Raw genomic sequence first — 12,884 nt, 5'->3', positions numbered from 1 at the left:
CCCTGCCGAGGGTCCGCCCCAAGTTCGGTGTGCGCTCCGGCGGCCTGGGCCGGCAGCGCACTCCTCAAGACCGCGAGCCCCCTTTACGGGGGTAGGGGGGCTCGCGATATTTCCTTCCTCTCAGGCCGGCGCCGGGGGCGGGTCGGATGGGTGGTCAGCCCCGCGCACCGCAGCTCGCCCGGCAACAGCTCGCCCGGCAATCGATCAGACACCCTTGAATGACGCTGTTTCGCGGAGTTCTGGTGAACGCCCCAGGAGTCGATGGGCAAGGGCGAGTGGGGCGCCCGGGTCAGGCGCGGAGGCTGTTGCTGTGGTGCGGTGCGCGGGGAGGCGCTCGACGGCGGTGGTGCCCGTGTCGGATTCCAGTGTGGGCGCGTAACCGGCGGCACGGAGCGCTTCCAGCGTGGCGGCCGGGGGACGGCCACTGACCAGGACGGTGGGGGCGACGGCTCGGAGCCCCAGGTCCCGCAGGGCACGGTGGGCGGCGAGTTCACGCACGAGCGCTTCGTCGTCGGAGCGGATACAGCAGGCAGCGGGCAGGACCCGCATCCGGCCATGCGCGCGGGCGGTGTCCTGGATGAGGTAGCGGAGCGGCTGCGGCAGGGCACCGGTCGCCGACGCGGCCGTCAGGTCGTCGAGCAGCGTGCCGGCGCTACGGCCGGCGTCCAGCGCGCGGCGTACCGAGGCGGGCGTGAAGCGCCAGGTCACGGCGTGGCCTTCGGACTCGCGGTCGGCCGAGGAGGCGAGCAGTGCGGTGAGGTCGGCACCGGGGCGGCCGGGGACGACGGCGGTCAGGTCGGCCTGGAAGTGCGCCTCGTCGAGTTGCGGCGGGAGCAGGTCGCGGAGCGGCTCGTCCAGGGCTCGCGGGTCGGCCAGAAGCGCACGTCCCAGAGGCGTGAGGGTGCTGTGCGCGACCAGTCCCAGGAAGGCCGCTTCGTCCAGTGTGTGCGCGGCGCGGTCCTCGGCCATCGGCTGGTCGAGGAGAGCGAGGGGCCGGTGCCATGCCGCGACGCGGAGAAGTGCGCTCCATGGACCTCCCCGCTCCCCGTCCTGCTGTTGGGGTTCGGCGGGCGGCAGGGGCGGGAACGGGGCTCCGGTCCCGGGGGGAACTTCTGCAAGTGCGGCCAGCAGGGCATGCCGAAGAGCGGGGGCGTAGCGGTCCTGGCCGCGCACGAGCGCGGTGGGGGTCTCGCCGAAGGGGGTGTGGGTGGGAACGGCCCACAGGGCGGACCAGGCGGCCAGTACAGGGGCGAGACGCTCGTCGGACGGTCGGGTGAGCCAGTCGTCGTAGGCGCTGGTGGGCAGCGCGGTGATGCCTGCGGGGGTGCGGGTCAGGGCGATCAGGTCGGCGGCAAGGACGAGGTCGAGGAGGAGACGGGTATGCGGTTCGGCGGCGCCGACTGCCTTTGCCAGGCGCTTGATCTCCCGAATGGTCAGGCCCCCGGACTTGCGAAGCGCGGCGGGCTGCGTCGCCAGCGAGGCGAGGAGACGCTCGACGGTGGCTGCGAGCGTCGCCGCGGCGGCCCGGGATTCGTCGTCCACAGCGGTGGCGGTGACGGCACCGATCCCGCGGCGAACGGTGGACTCGTCGGGGTCCGCAAGGGCGGGCTGCGGTGCCTGCGTGGCGAGGGGGCCGAGGTCGTGGGCGGCGAGCAGTTGGGGGGCCCGAGGCGGGACGACGATGGCGCCCTCCTCGGTGGGGGCGGCAATTCCTTCGTCGTACAGCGCCCGCAGGGCGGTTTCGGCGACGGTGCGCTCGGGACCGGGCGCGGTGGCACCGAGCGCGGCGTAGACGTCCTCGGGCGGTACGGGCGCGGTGGCCAGGTGGGGGAAGGAGAGCCGGTGGGCCATCAAGGACTGGTAGTCGGCGCCCGAGGCTGGAGCGGCGGGAGCGGGCGCGTCACGCCCGGCGCGCTCCTGGCTGATGCGCGCTGTGGTGGCGAGCACCTGGAGGCGGGGGTGATCGAGGTGGAGGACGAGGTGGTGGAGGGTTTCGTATGACCACAACGCGGCTGCGAGGCCACGGAGTTCGGTAGGGGCGGGCCGGCGGGCGAGCGGCTCGGCGTGGCGGCTGAGAAGCGCGGCGAGCTGCTCCGGGGTGCGCTGGGCGAGGGACCGGGTGAGTGTGTCGAGACCTTCCACGGCCCTGAGGTTAGTCATCGCGCGAGCAGGGCGGTGAGGGCGCCCACAGGGTCAGGGTCCGCCGGCCCCGTGGGCCACCAGTCCTCGGCGCCGGGTTCCGATTCGTACGGATACCAGCGGTTGTCGTGGCCGAACCGGAGCTGGATGCCGCGCTCGGGGTCGGTGAGGTGGTTGTGGCGCGGCCGCAGGGAGGGCAGGTCCGCGGCCAGGAGGGCGCTGCGGGCTCGATCGAAGTCGCCTGCGGGCGGCTCCCAGGGGTTTTCGAGGAGGGCGAGCCCTTCGGGTCCGCCCTGCCGCCACGCCGCGACGGCCCGCGCCACGTCCGTGGCGCTCCGGCCGGTTGCCGACGCCAGGTCGCGGTAGAGCGCCCGGGTCGCGGAGGTCAGGCCGGCGGTGGGGTGAGCGGTGGCAGCCAGTCGAATGGCGTCCTCCCAGGGGGGCAGCACCGAATACGGGGTGCATGGGGACGGCGACATGCCACGGGGTGGAGGGGCTCCGGCGGCAGTCACGCAGGCGTGAGCGCGGGTCGCCGCGTCGGCGGCCAGGAATTCGATCGCGGCGGGGTCGAAGGGCAGACCGTCGCCGTCCGGGAGGGCGAGTGGTTGTCCGGGCTGCGCCGGTGCGGGCAGCGGGGGCGGGAGCTGCGGTCGCGGACGGTCGGCCAGGGACTCCCGGGCGAGGACACCGCTGGTCGTACCCGGCGGTGTGGGCATCGCGGCGGGGCCTGCGGCAGCGTCATCGGGACCGGCAACAGTGACGGGACCGACAGCGGGACCTTCCGGGGCCGCTCCCGGCCCTGCTCCCCCACTCGCGGGCCTCGTGCGCGCGAGGGTGTGTGCGCGGGTCTCGCGAGCGGTGTGGGTGGCGTTGCGGCGGGAGAGTTCGTCAAGGAGTTCCCGTTCGCCACGGCCGCGCATCAGCAGCAGGACGAACGGGTCCGAGTCCAGCAGGCGGGCAACTTGGAAGCAGAGTGCGGCAGCGTGCTTGCAGGGGCGCCCGTTGTCGGGACAGGTACAGCGGGGAACGAGGTCGCCCGGCCCCGGGAGGAGCTGTGCCTCCCCCTCGGCCAGCTCCCGCGGCAGTTTCTTGGCCAGCAGGGCGGTGAGCTGGGCGGGTTCGGCGACGACGGCGTCGAGAAGGGCGTCCCACTCCTCGTCGGAGAACGTCCGGAGGCGGATGTCGGCACTGTAGGGACGGGGTCTGCTGCCTCGCACCGTGGCGAGGATGCGGCCGGGCGTGACGTTGATGGTGTCGACATGGCCGTCCCGGGCGTACGTCCGGCCCCGCGCGAGCCGGGCACTGTCGAGCGCGCTGGCCTCCAGTGCGTCCAACCAGGCGCTCCCCCACCAGGATTCGGCGAACAGTCCGCGGGCGCCGGTGCGGGCGGGCAGCGGCGGGAACGTACGCGAGCGGTCCGCGCGCGCCAGCCGGTCCGCCGCGGCCGCGCGCCCCGAGACGGCAGGCCGCCCCCGAAGACCGGAACCCGCCGCGGCGTCCGACGCGGCGGCACGGCCTTGGGCCACGCCGCGCGGGCGATCGCCGTAGGGCCGGTGGCCGCCGGACGGGGGGCGGGGGCTCATGCGGTCCTCCTCAGGGAGACGAGGTCGGCCAGCTCGGCATCGGACAGCTCGGTGAGCGCGGTTTCACCGCCGGAGAGCACGGCGTCGGCGAGGGCTCTCTTGGCGGTCAGGAGCTGGGCGATGTTGTCCTCGACCGTGCCCTCGGCGATCAGCCGGTGCACCTGGACGGGCTGGGTCTGGCCGATGCGGTAGGCGCGGTCGGTGGCTTGCTCCTCCACGGCCGGGTTCCACCAGCGGTCGTAGTGGATCACATGTCCGGCCCGGGTGAGGTTGAGGCCCGTCCCTGCCGCCTTGAGCGACAGCAGGAAGACGGGGGCCTCTCCCGACTGGAACCGGTCGACCATCCTCTCCCGCTCGGCGACGGGAGTGCCGCCGTGCAGGAGTTGATGTGCGATTCCTCGGGCGGTGAGGTGCCGTTCGAGGAGCCGCGCCATGCCGACGTACTGGGTGAAGATCAAGGTGGCGCCACCCTCGGCGAGGATGGTGTCGAGCAGCTCGTCGAGGAGTTCGAGCTTCCCGGAGCGGGCGGCCAGGCCCGGGGCGGCCTCCTTGAGGTACTGCGCGGGGTGGTTGCAGATCTGTTTGAGGGCGGTGAGCAGCTTCATCACCAGGCCGCGGCGTGCGATGCCCTGGGCGGTCTCGATCCTTGCGAGGGTCTCGCGGACGACCGCTTGATACAGCGCCGCCTGCTCCCGTCCCAGGGCGACCGGGTGGTCCGTCTCGGTCTTGGGCGGGAGTTCCGGCGCGATCCCGGGGTCGGACTTCTTACGGCGCAGGATGAACGGACGTACCAGCTTGGCCAGTCGCTCCGTCGCCTCCGGGTCGCCGCCGCCCTCGACCTCCCGCGCATGCAGCGCGCGGAAGGTCTTGAGGGAACCGAGGAGCCCCGGGGTCGTCCAGTCGAGCAGGGCCCACAGCTCGGAGAGGTTGTTCTCGACGGGGGTCCCGGTGAGGGCGATACGGGCCGGCACCTTGATGCTGCGCAGCGCCCTGGCCGTGGACGAGCGCGGGTTCTTCACGTGCTGGGCCTCGTCGGCGACGACCCACGCCCAGGGGTGGGCGGCGAGTTGGGGGGCGCTGCTACGCATCGTCCCGTATGTCGTCAGCACGAAGCCGCCCTCGATGTCGTCGAGACTGCGGCCGGTGCCGTGGAAGCGGTGTACGGGCGTGCCGGGGGCGAACCGTTCGATCTCGCGCTGCCAATTGCCCAGGAGGGACGCGGGGCAGACGACGAGGACGGGCGCGGTGGGTCGCCGGTGGAGGTGCAGCGCGATGACGGTGATGGTTTTGCCGAGGCCCATGTCGTCGGCGAGGCAGCCTCCCAGGCCGATCGAGATCATCGTGTCGAGCCAGGCCATGCCGCGCAGTTGGTAATCACGGAGGGTCGCCCGGAGGCCGGCAGGCTGGGGCAGCGGTCGGGCTTCGGTGGTGAGGCGGGAGCGCAGCGCGGCGAGGGCGCCCAGCGGCACCACCTCGACCTCCTCGCCGTCGACGTCCGCGGTGCCGTTGAGTGTCGCCGCAAGGGCGTCGACCGGGTCCAGATAGCCCAGTTCCCGCTTGCGGGCCTTGCGTACCAGCGCCGGGTCGACCAGAACCCATTGGTCGCGCAGCCGCACGACGGGGCGGTGCGCCTCGGCCAGGGCGTCCATTTCCGCCTCGGTCAGAGGGACACCGTCCATCGCCACCTGCCAGCGGAACTGCAGCAGTTCGTCGGTGTCGAAGAAACCGAAGCCGTCCGCGGCCGACCCGGGCGCCGGGCGCAGCACGGCCGCGGCGGTGAGACCGCGGGCCAGCTCCTTGGGCCAGTGGACGGCCATCCCTGCGGCGGCGAGCCGTGGCGCGGCCTCCCCCAGCAGCTCATACAACTCGTTCTCGCTGAGGGCCAGTACGTCGGGTACCGGCCGCTCCAGGAGGCGGCCGAGCGGGGACCAGACCCGGACCACGCGGCGCAGCGCGAGAAGGGCGTCGACACGGGAGCGCGGGCCGAAGTGGTCGGGGCCTTCTCCCTCCCACAGACTGCGGGCATCAGCCATCAAGGTCGGGTCGGTGAGGCTGTGCACCTGCAGAACGGCGGCCGCCGCGCCCCTCGCCTCGACCGCGCCGCTGCCGGGCCCCTGGTGGGCAGCGCCCTCCGCACCACCTGGTTCGACGGCGTCTTCTCCACCGTCCTGGCCTACCCCACCGGCATCGCGCTCGGTGTCGAAGAGCTTGTGCGGGGCCAGGTCCAGGCGCAGAGAGAGCCGCACCCCGGCATCGACACCGGCCGCGACCTCAGCGACCCACTCCCGGGCACCGGGCAGGTGCTGCGGCGCGGTCACCGCGTACGGCGCGCCGGCCACGAAGCCGGCGGCGGGCGTGCGCGGCAGGGTGTCGACCACCGCGTCCACGAAGAGCCGCACCAGCCCCACCGGGTCGGGCAACCGGAGCGGACGGCTGCCGGGGAGCGGAACGGCGTGTGCCTCGGCAGGCATGGCGGCGGCGATGGCCCGGAGGTGCGCTATGTCGTCGGGGTCCAACGGCCCGGCACGCCACGCGTCGCCGTCCTCGATGGTCAGCCCCGGCAGCAGCCTGCCCCGGCCCGCCAGATGCAGGGCGTGCAGCGCGGCCGCGCCCCAGCAGGCGGCGGCCGGGTGCGCAGCCGGATCGTGCCGGGCGCCGATCAGGAGTGGGACGGCCTCGGCCAACGGGAGGAGCACCGCCGGGACCGTCCGGGTGCGGGCGCCGTTCCCATGACGCCGTGCGACGGTCAGCCGCGCAGGCTCAGCGGCCGGCTCCGGCGCTTCCTCCGCGGCCTGCGGCCGACCGGGCTCTCGGGCCACCCCATGCGACGGAAGCTCGCCGCCGTCAGGCCGCCAGAACGCGACCTGCCCGGCCCTCGGTGATGCAGCGGGCAGGAAGACGGCAGCGCAGCCGATCAGAGCCGCGCTTCCTCCGGCATGGGTGGCTGGGGCTCCACGCAGGGTTGTCAGCGAGGCGCCCGCATGCCGGGACACCTCCGCTGTCGCCTCCCACTGCCCTGCCATGCCGTCCTCTCGTGCTTGATCTTCGGGAACCCGGGTCCGTCGCACCGCTCGCGGCACCTGCCGGGCTCGCCGCGCCTGACCCACTCCTGTTGCCCCAACCTGCGAGTCTACGGTCGTGCGCACTGCCCCTCCTGCGTCGCGCCGGGCGGCCGCGCCCGCCTCGTGGCTCGAGTCGACGGCTCACCTGTCGACCAGTGCATCGATCCGCTGCCGCTCCGACCACTTGCTCCCGCGCGCCGGGCCCGGCCCCGGGCCCGGCGGCCCACCGTCGCGATCAGAGGCCGCATACACGGAGCCGGCACGTTGGCAGGTTGATGCAGGCTCCGTCGTGCAGGCGGATGCCCCCTGTCGAAGAAACACTCATGCGATCCACTCCCCCACCTCGGACTGCCGACCGGTGACGTTCTGTCGCCGCAGTCTGCGTTGAGACCGATGGAAGCAGACAGCACTGACAACGCCGCCGACCGACGCATGAAGGCTGCCTGCCAAGGCGCTGCTGACCTGCAAGAAAGGCGTTCCGAAAAACCGTGGCAGAGCAGTTGTCCACAGCCCGCCCACCGCACTTCACCCTCACCGCGAGGACGGTTACAGTGAGTGACGCAACCACTCTCAGTAGTCAACTTCGCCGCGAGGAGTCACCATGCGTCATCCGACCCGGGAACAGAGCGCCGCTACCGACGCCTTCGATGCCGGATCGCATCTGGTGATTCAGGCAGGCGCCGGTACGGGCAAAACGACGACCCTCGCGATGCTCGCGCATGCGGCCCGGCGCCGAGGCCGGACCGGTCGCTATATCGCCTTCAACCGAGCCATCGCGCGCCATGCCGACCGGACGTTTCCCGCCGGAGTGTCCTGCGGGACCGCCCATGCCCTCGCCTACACCGCCGTCGGAAGGCGATACCGAGACCGAATGAACTCCCCACGGCAAGCGGGATGGCGGACGGGTGCGGCTCTGGGCATCGACGACGGCTTATCCGTTCGTCTCGGGGCGCGCAAGGTCACCAACAAGGCACTCTCCAACAGCGCCTTGCGCACCGTCACCCGGTTCTGCCAGTCGGCAGACAAGGAGATCGCTCCCCACCACGTCCCACCCCTGCGAGGAGCAGAACAGCAGCCGCTGCACGACCAACTCGCCGACCTCGTCCTGCCCTTCGCCCGCAAGGCCTGGGCCGATCTACAGCATCCGAAGCATGGCGTCGTCCGCTTCGAACACGACCATTACCTCAAGATGTGGGCCCTGCGGGAGCCCGTGATTCCCGCGGACTTCCTCCTCCTGGACGAAGCGCAGGACACCAACCCCGTCGTCGATCAGGTCTTCACGGCACAGCGCGCCCACGCGCAGCTGGTACTCGTAGGGGACTCCGCTCAAGCGATCTACGGCTGGCGTGGAGCGCGGGACGTCATGACGGGATTCGACGGGACCCGGCTCAGTCTCTCCCGCTCCTTTCGCTTCGGGCCGGCGCTGGCCGCGGAGGCGAACCGCTGGCTCGCGATCGTCGACGCACCGATCCGTCTCACGGGCTCCCCCTGGCTCAAGACCGAGATGAGCCGTCTCCGCGAACCCGCAGCGATCCTCTGCCGCTCCAATGTCGGGGCGATGGTGGAGGTGATACGGCAACTGGAGGCCGGCCGCCGCGTCGCGCTGGCGGGCGGCGGCGAGGTGCTGAGGGCGCTGGCCCGTGCCGCGCACGACCTCGACGCGGGGCGCCGTACCGCGCACCCGGAGCTGATGCTCTTCGAGTCGTGGGGAGAACTGCGGGAGTACGCGGAATTCGACCCCGCCGGGCGGGACCTGCTGCCGCTGGTGGAGCTCGTCGACGAGCACGGCACACAGGCCGTGCTCCGCGCCCTGGACCGCCTCACACCCGAGGCATCCGCCCAGGTCACCGTGTCCACGGCCCATCGCGCAAAGGGCCGGGAGTGGCCGACCGTGCGTATCGCGGACGACTTCACCGCCCCTGATGATCTGGACGAGCTCGGCGAGGACGGCATCCCGCTGCCGGGCCCGATCGACGCAGACGAGGCGCGCCTGGCGTACGTCGCGGTGACCAGGGCACGCTCACGGCTCGACCTCGGTGGCCTGTCGTGGATCCACTCGCACCCCGCCGGCGATCCACGCCCGCCAGGGCCCGAGCCCACAGAGGCAGGACCTCGGCCAGGACAGGGAGACCGCAGCGAAGAGTCCCACCCCCAGACACCACCACAGCGCCTGTCCCAGCGCGTACGCGAGCGGCCCGGAGGGAGGCGGGAGCGCGGAGAAGGGGCCTCATGAGCAGCGACCGAATTCCGTCACGGGAGGGATGACGAGGGCGTCGATGTGAAGGATCCTGGAACTGGGAGATGGGTGCCGATGCGTACAGGAAATGAGCCGGTACAGGCACGCAGCCCGCTGAGAATACGTTGCGGGCTGGCGCTGTGGGGTCTGCTCTGGGCCCTGGCAGGAGCAGTGGCATTCGCCGCGGCCGAGCGGCCGGAGTGGGCAGCGGCGTGTGCCGCGCTGGCGGCGGTGGCCGCGACGGATCTGGTCATGGTCATACGGCACATCCGCCAGGGGCCGCACTTCCAGCCGGGCAGAGACATACCCCCCTACGAGGCGGACCGAGGCAGGAACGACGCCTTCGGCAGACGGAACGCCGGCGGCAGGAGAGGTAACACCAGGCCGTAGGGATCGTTCCGGGCGGCGGCTGTGCCCGGGGCCCCGGGCTCGGGAGGCTCCTGGGAGCCGCCGCCCCTGGCGCATTGGCAGCGGGCGGGTGGCCTCCGGAGAGGCATTGGCCGCTCTGCCAGCAGAGTCTTGGCCTGGATTCGCAAGGCGGGCGCGCCCCGTGGGGTTGTACGTACAACCACCGCGGCGGACGTGGTGACCACCGCCCCGTCCAACCACTAGACACGACGCACTCGACACGACGGACACGACAGGACGGAGGTGTTGGAGACCAACCCCGACTTCGCACATCAGCCTGGCCACGCAGGCCAAGTGCCCGGCGAGCTGCCGCAAGATCCACAAGCTGGCCTACCGGCGGGGATCACGGCCTACGCAAAGAGCCCGCTCTCTGCCCCACATAGGCCGGACTGCGTAAGGAGAGGGTCCTGCCCAAGCAGGTCGCCCGCTCCGGCTTCTGCCACCGGCTCTACGCGGGGCCCTGGTCCGGCCCGATGCCACCGCGATGGTCGCCGCCGTTCCCGTGGTTGCCACCGCGCCCGTTGCCGTCGCCATGGCCATTGGCGTCGTCGTGGGCGAAACGGGCCGCTTCGATGAACTCGGGGCGCGGCTCCAGCGCCGCCGCCAGGCGGAAGTGACGCAGCGACTCCTCCGGCCTGTTGGCGCGCTCCAGGGTGCGGCCCAACGCGAAGTGCGCGAAGGCGTTGTCCGGCTCGCGCTCCAGCACGATTTGGAACTCAAGCTCCGCGGGCCGCAGTTGTGCGGCGAGGAAGAAGGCACGTGCGCGTAGCAACCGAGCGGCGGTGTTCTCGGGGTGTGCGGCAATGACCGAATCCAGTAGCCGAATCGCTCCGCGAGGGTCGCGGGCCGTCAACAGCTGCTCCGCGGCGCGGAAGTCGATGACATGGGTCTCAGGACTGTGCTCGGGCACGGCCGCCTCCTCTCCGATAGCCATAGTCGGTAGGGCAGGCATGAGCGTCCCGCCCTACAGAGCTACGTGCGGAAACAATCCCGTTCCCGCCACCATTCCCCCGCCACCATTCCCCGCTATTTCATTCCCCCCATTCACCGTCGCCAGCGGCCGTCGCGCGCGACCTCTACTCGCGACTTCTACTGGTGTCCTCGGTAACGGGGTCCCCGGCTAGAGGCTGATGTGATACGCCTTGCGCAACGTCTCGTGCACAGTCCACTGCGTACGGTCGCCTTCGCGCAGGACGCAGGCATCACCTGGTCCCACGTTCAGCACCGGCCCGCCCTCGACCTCGATGGTGGCGCGTCCACTGACGACGACGAAGAGCTCATTGGCTTCCGTGTCCGTCACCACGCCCGGCGTGATCTGCCAGATGCCGCGGATCTGACGGCCGTCCGGCGACTCCCACAGCACCTTGCCCGTCACCACGGGCTCCCCGCGGACGATCTGTTCGGGGGCCAGTGGTTCCGGCTCGAGCTCGGCGTCCGCGAAGCCGGGTATGTTGACGACGAACGACGCGGGAGCGGCCGCGGACGAGCCCGAGGTCACAGTGGAGCCTTCCCCTGCACCGGGGCGGGCCCCGTCGTCCGGAGTCTGCGGACCAAGATCGGTAGCGCTCTTGGCGACGGTCGTCTGCGTGGCATCGGTAGCACTCATGGCGGCGAGGCTACAGCCCGGCCTCAAACGCTCCGCAGGCGCTCCCACACCGCGCGGACCTGCGGCTCCAGGGCTTCCAGGGGCCCATCGTTGTCAATGACGTGATCCGCGACGGCCAGCCGTTGCTCGCGGGTCGCCTGAGCCGCCATACGGGCCTTGGCCTCGTCTTCCGACATGCCGCGCAGCCGGACCAGCCGGTCCAGCTGAGTTTCCGGTGCGGCGTCGACAACGACGACCAGGTCATAGAGCGGGGCCAAGCCGTTCTCCGTCAGGAGCGGCACGTCGTGGACCACCACGGCCTCCGGTCCCGCTGCCGCCTCGAGTTCTGCCGACCGGGCGCCCACCAGCGGATGCACGATCGCGTTGAGGGCCTTCAGCTTTTCCGGGTCGGCGAAGACGATCCCGCCCAGTTTCGGACGGTCCAAAGTGCCCTCCGGCGCGAGGACGCCCTCCCCGAACTCCTCGACAACCGCCGCCAGTCCGGGCGTGCCGGGCTCGACGACCTCCCGGGCGATCCTGTCCGCGTCCACGATCACTGCGCCGTACGACGCCAGCAATCGCGAGACCTCACTCTTTCCCGCACCGATTCCGCCGGTCAGCCCCACCTTCACCATGGGCCCACGCTATACGGTCCCGGAAACGGCGGCTTCGAAGGACCGCAGCTTCGAGGACGGGCAGCAAGGGCGGCTGTTTCGAGCGACGGCAACGACCTCGGCCGAGACCCGGGCCTTGCTCGTTCGGCCTGCCGCGCCGCCATCGCGCCAGTTCGACGCGCCCCACACCATCCCGGCGCCACAACCCACAGTCCCTGCCCCGTAACCACCACCGCCGGCAATATCACCCGCGCCCGCGCGCACCCTCCGGCGCCCGTCGGTCGGGGCTTCAGGCTCCGCTTCCGCCCTCGCTCTCACGCTCCGCCAGGAAGCGCTCGAATTCCCTGCCGATCTCGTCTGCCGAGGGCAGTTCCACCGGCTCGGCGACCAGGTTTCCGCGGCTCTCGGCGCCGGCCACCGCGTCGTACTGATGCTCCAGTCCGCTGACCAGCGCGACCAGTTCCTCGTCTCCCTCCGAGATCTGCCGTTCGATCTCCTCCTGGGTGCGCAGTGCTTCGGTGCGCAGCGAGTGTGCGGCGCTGGGCAGCACCAGGCCGGTGGCGGCCGTCACGGCCTCCAGGACGGTGAGCGCGGCATCGGGGTAGGCGGACCTGGCGATGTAGTGGGGTACGTGAGCCGCCACACCGAGAACGTCGTGCCCCGCCTCGGCCAGCCGGAACTCGATCAGCGCCGCCGCGCTGCCGGGAACCTGCGCCTCGTCGAAGAAGGTGGCGTGCCCCGGCATCAGGTCGGTGCGATTGCCGTGCGGGGTGATGCCGACGGGGCGGGTGTGCGGAACGCCCATGGGGATGCCGTGGAAGTTCACCGCCAGTCGTACGCCCAGGCGCTCCACTATCTGTCGCACTGCCGCCGAGAAGCGTTCCCACTCCACATCCGGCTCGGGACCGGAGAGCAACAGGAAGGGCGCTCCCGTCGCGTCCTCGACCAGGCGCAGCTCGATGCTGGGCGTCTCGTAACCGGTCCACCGGTTGTTTTCGAACGTGAGCAGCGGGCGGCGGGCCCGGTAGTCGATCAGGCGGTCGTGGTCGAAGCGGGCGACGACGCGGTGCGTCAGCCCGTCGAGCAGCCGCTCCACGATCTGGTCGCCGGTCTCACCGGCGTCGATGTACCCGTCGAAGTGGTACAGCAGCACCAATCCGGCGGAGTCCCTCGCGGCGATCGCCTCAACCGCCGCGAGCCCGCTCGGCTCCCATTCGTACAACTTCTGGGGATCCAACACAGTGACCGCTCCTCCTC

The 12,884-nt window shown here is 71.6% G+C and carries 9 protein-coding genes; 2 read left to right on the top strand and 7 right to left on the bottom strand.

Annotated features, from left to right (window positions below):
* Positions 1 to 204: 204 nt before the first annotated feature.
* From ACH4FH_RS15125 to ACH4FH_RS15115, 3 genes are read right to left on the bottom strand one after another with little or no spacing between them, the layout of a single operon-like run.
* Entirely contained in the window at positions 205 to 2,142 is a 1,938-nt protein-coding gene (locus tag ACH4FH_RS15125; protein WP_398556257.1) for a helicase-associated domain-containing protein, read from the bottom strand.
* A 14-nt stretch (positions 2,143 to 2,156) separates the two neighbouring features.
* Positions 2,157 to 3,722, bottom strand: a complete 1,566-nt coding sequence (locus ACH4FH_RS15120) for an SWIM zinc finger family protein (protein WP_398556256.1) — start codon at positions 3,720 to 3,722, stop codon at positions 2,157 to 2,159.
* Entirely contained in the window at positions 3,719 to 6,745 is a 3,027-nt protein-coding gene (locus ACH4FH_RS15115; protein ID WP_398556255.1) for an SNF2-related protein, read from the bottom strand. The genes ACH4FH_RS15120 and ACH4FH_RS15115 overlap by 4 nt, the downstream gene beginning before the upstream one ends.
* Positions 6,746 to 7,385: 640 nt before the next feature.
* On the opposite strand from ACH4FH_RS15115, the gene ACH4FH_RS15110 reads away from it, so the two are divergent.
* Both ACH4FH_RS15110 and ACH4FH_RS15105 read left to right on the top strand, forming a co-directional pair.
* On the top strand, positions 7,386 to 9,017 hold the full coding sequence (locus ACH4FH_RS15110; protein ID WP_398556254.1) for a UvrD-helicase domain-containing protein: 1,632 nt from the start codon (positions 7,386 to 7,388) through the stop codon (positions 9,015 to 9,017).
* A 78-nt stretch (positions 9,018 to 9,095) separates the two neighbouring features.
* Complete coding sequence (locus ACH4FH_RS15105) at positions 9,096 to 9,410, top strand: DUF6343 family protein (RefSeq protein ID WP_398556253.1); 315 nt, start codon at positions 9,096 to 9,098, stop codon at positions 9,408 to 9,410.
* Positions 9,411 to 9,876: 466 nt separating this feature from the next.
* Here the strand turns inward: ACH4FH_RS15105 and ACH4FH_RS15100 are convergent, their stop codons facing one another.
* The 4 genes from ACH4FH_RS15100 to ACH4FH_RS15085 all read right to left on the bottom strand — a co-directional run bounded on the left by ACH4FH_RS15100 (position 9,877) and on the right by ACH4FH_RS15085 (position 12,867).
* Entirely contained in the window at positions 9,877 to 10,338 is a 462-nt protein-coding gene (locus tag ACH4FH_RS15100) for a tetratricopeptide repeat protein (protein WP_398556414.1), read from the bottom strand.
* A 210-nt stretch (positions 10,339 to 10,548) separates the two neighbouring features.
* The gene (locus ACH4FH_RS15095) at positions 10,549 to 11,034 is read right to left on the bottom strand and encodes a cupin domain-containing protein (protein WP_398556252.1); all 486 of its coding nucleotides are present in this window, start codon (positions 11,032 to 11,034) and stop codon (positions 10,549 to 10,551) included.
* A gap of 23 nt (positions 11,035 to 11,057) precedes the next feature.
* Positions 11,058 to 11,648, bottom strand: a complete 591-nt coding sequence (gene coaE / locus ACH4FH_RS15090) for a dephospho-CoA kinase (RefSeq protein WP_398556251.1) — start codon at positions 11,646 to 11,648, stop codon at positions 11,058 to 11,060.
* A gap of 268 nt (positions 11,649 to 11,916) precedes the next feature.
* The gene (locus ACH4FH_RS15085) at positions 11,917 to 12,867 is read right to left on the bottom strand and encodes a PAC2 family protein (protein ID WP_398556250.1); all 951 of its coding nucleotides are present in this window, start codon (positions 12,865 to 12,867) and stop codon (positions 11,917 to 11,919) included.
* Positions 12,868 to 12,884: the final 17 nt, after the last annotated feature.

Origin of the sequence: Streptomyces sp. NPDC017993, assembly GCF_044328065.1 — a bacterium.
Lineage (GTDB): Bacteria > Actinomycetota > Actinomycetes > Streptomycetales > Streptomycetaceae > Streptomyces.
This window is presented reverse-complemented; position numbering and strand designations above follow the sequence as displayed.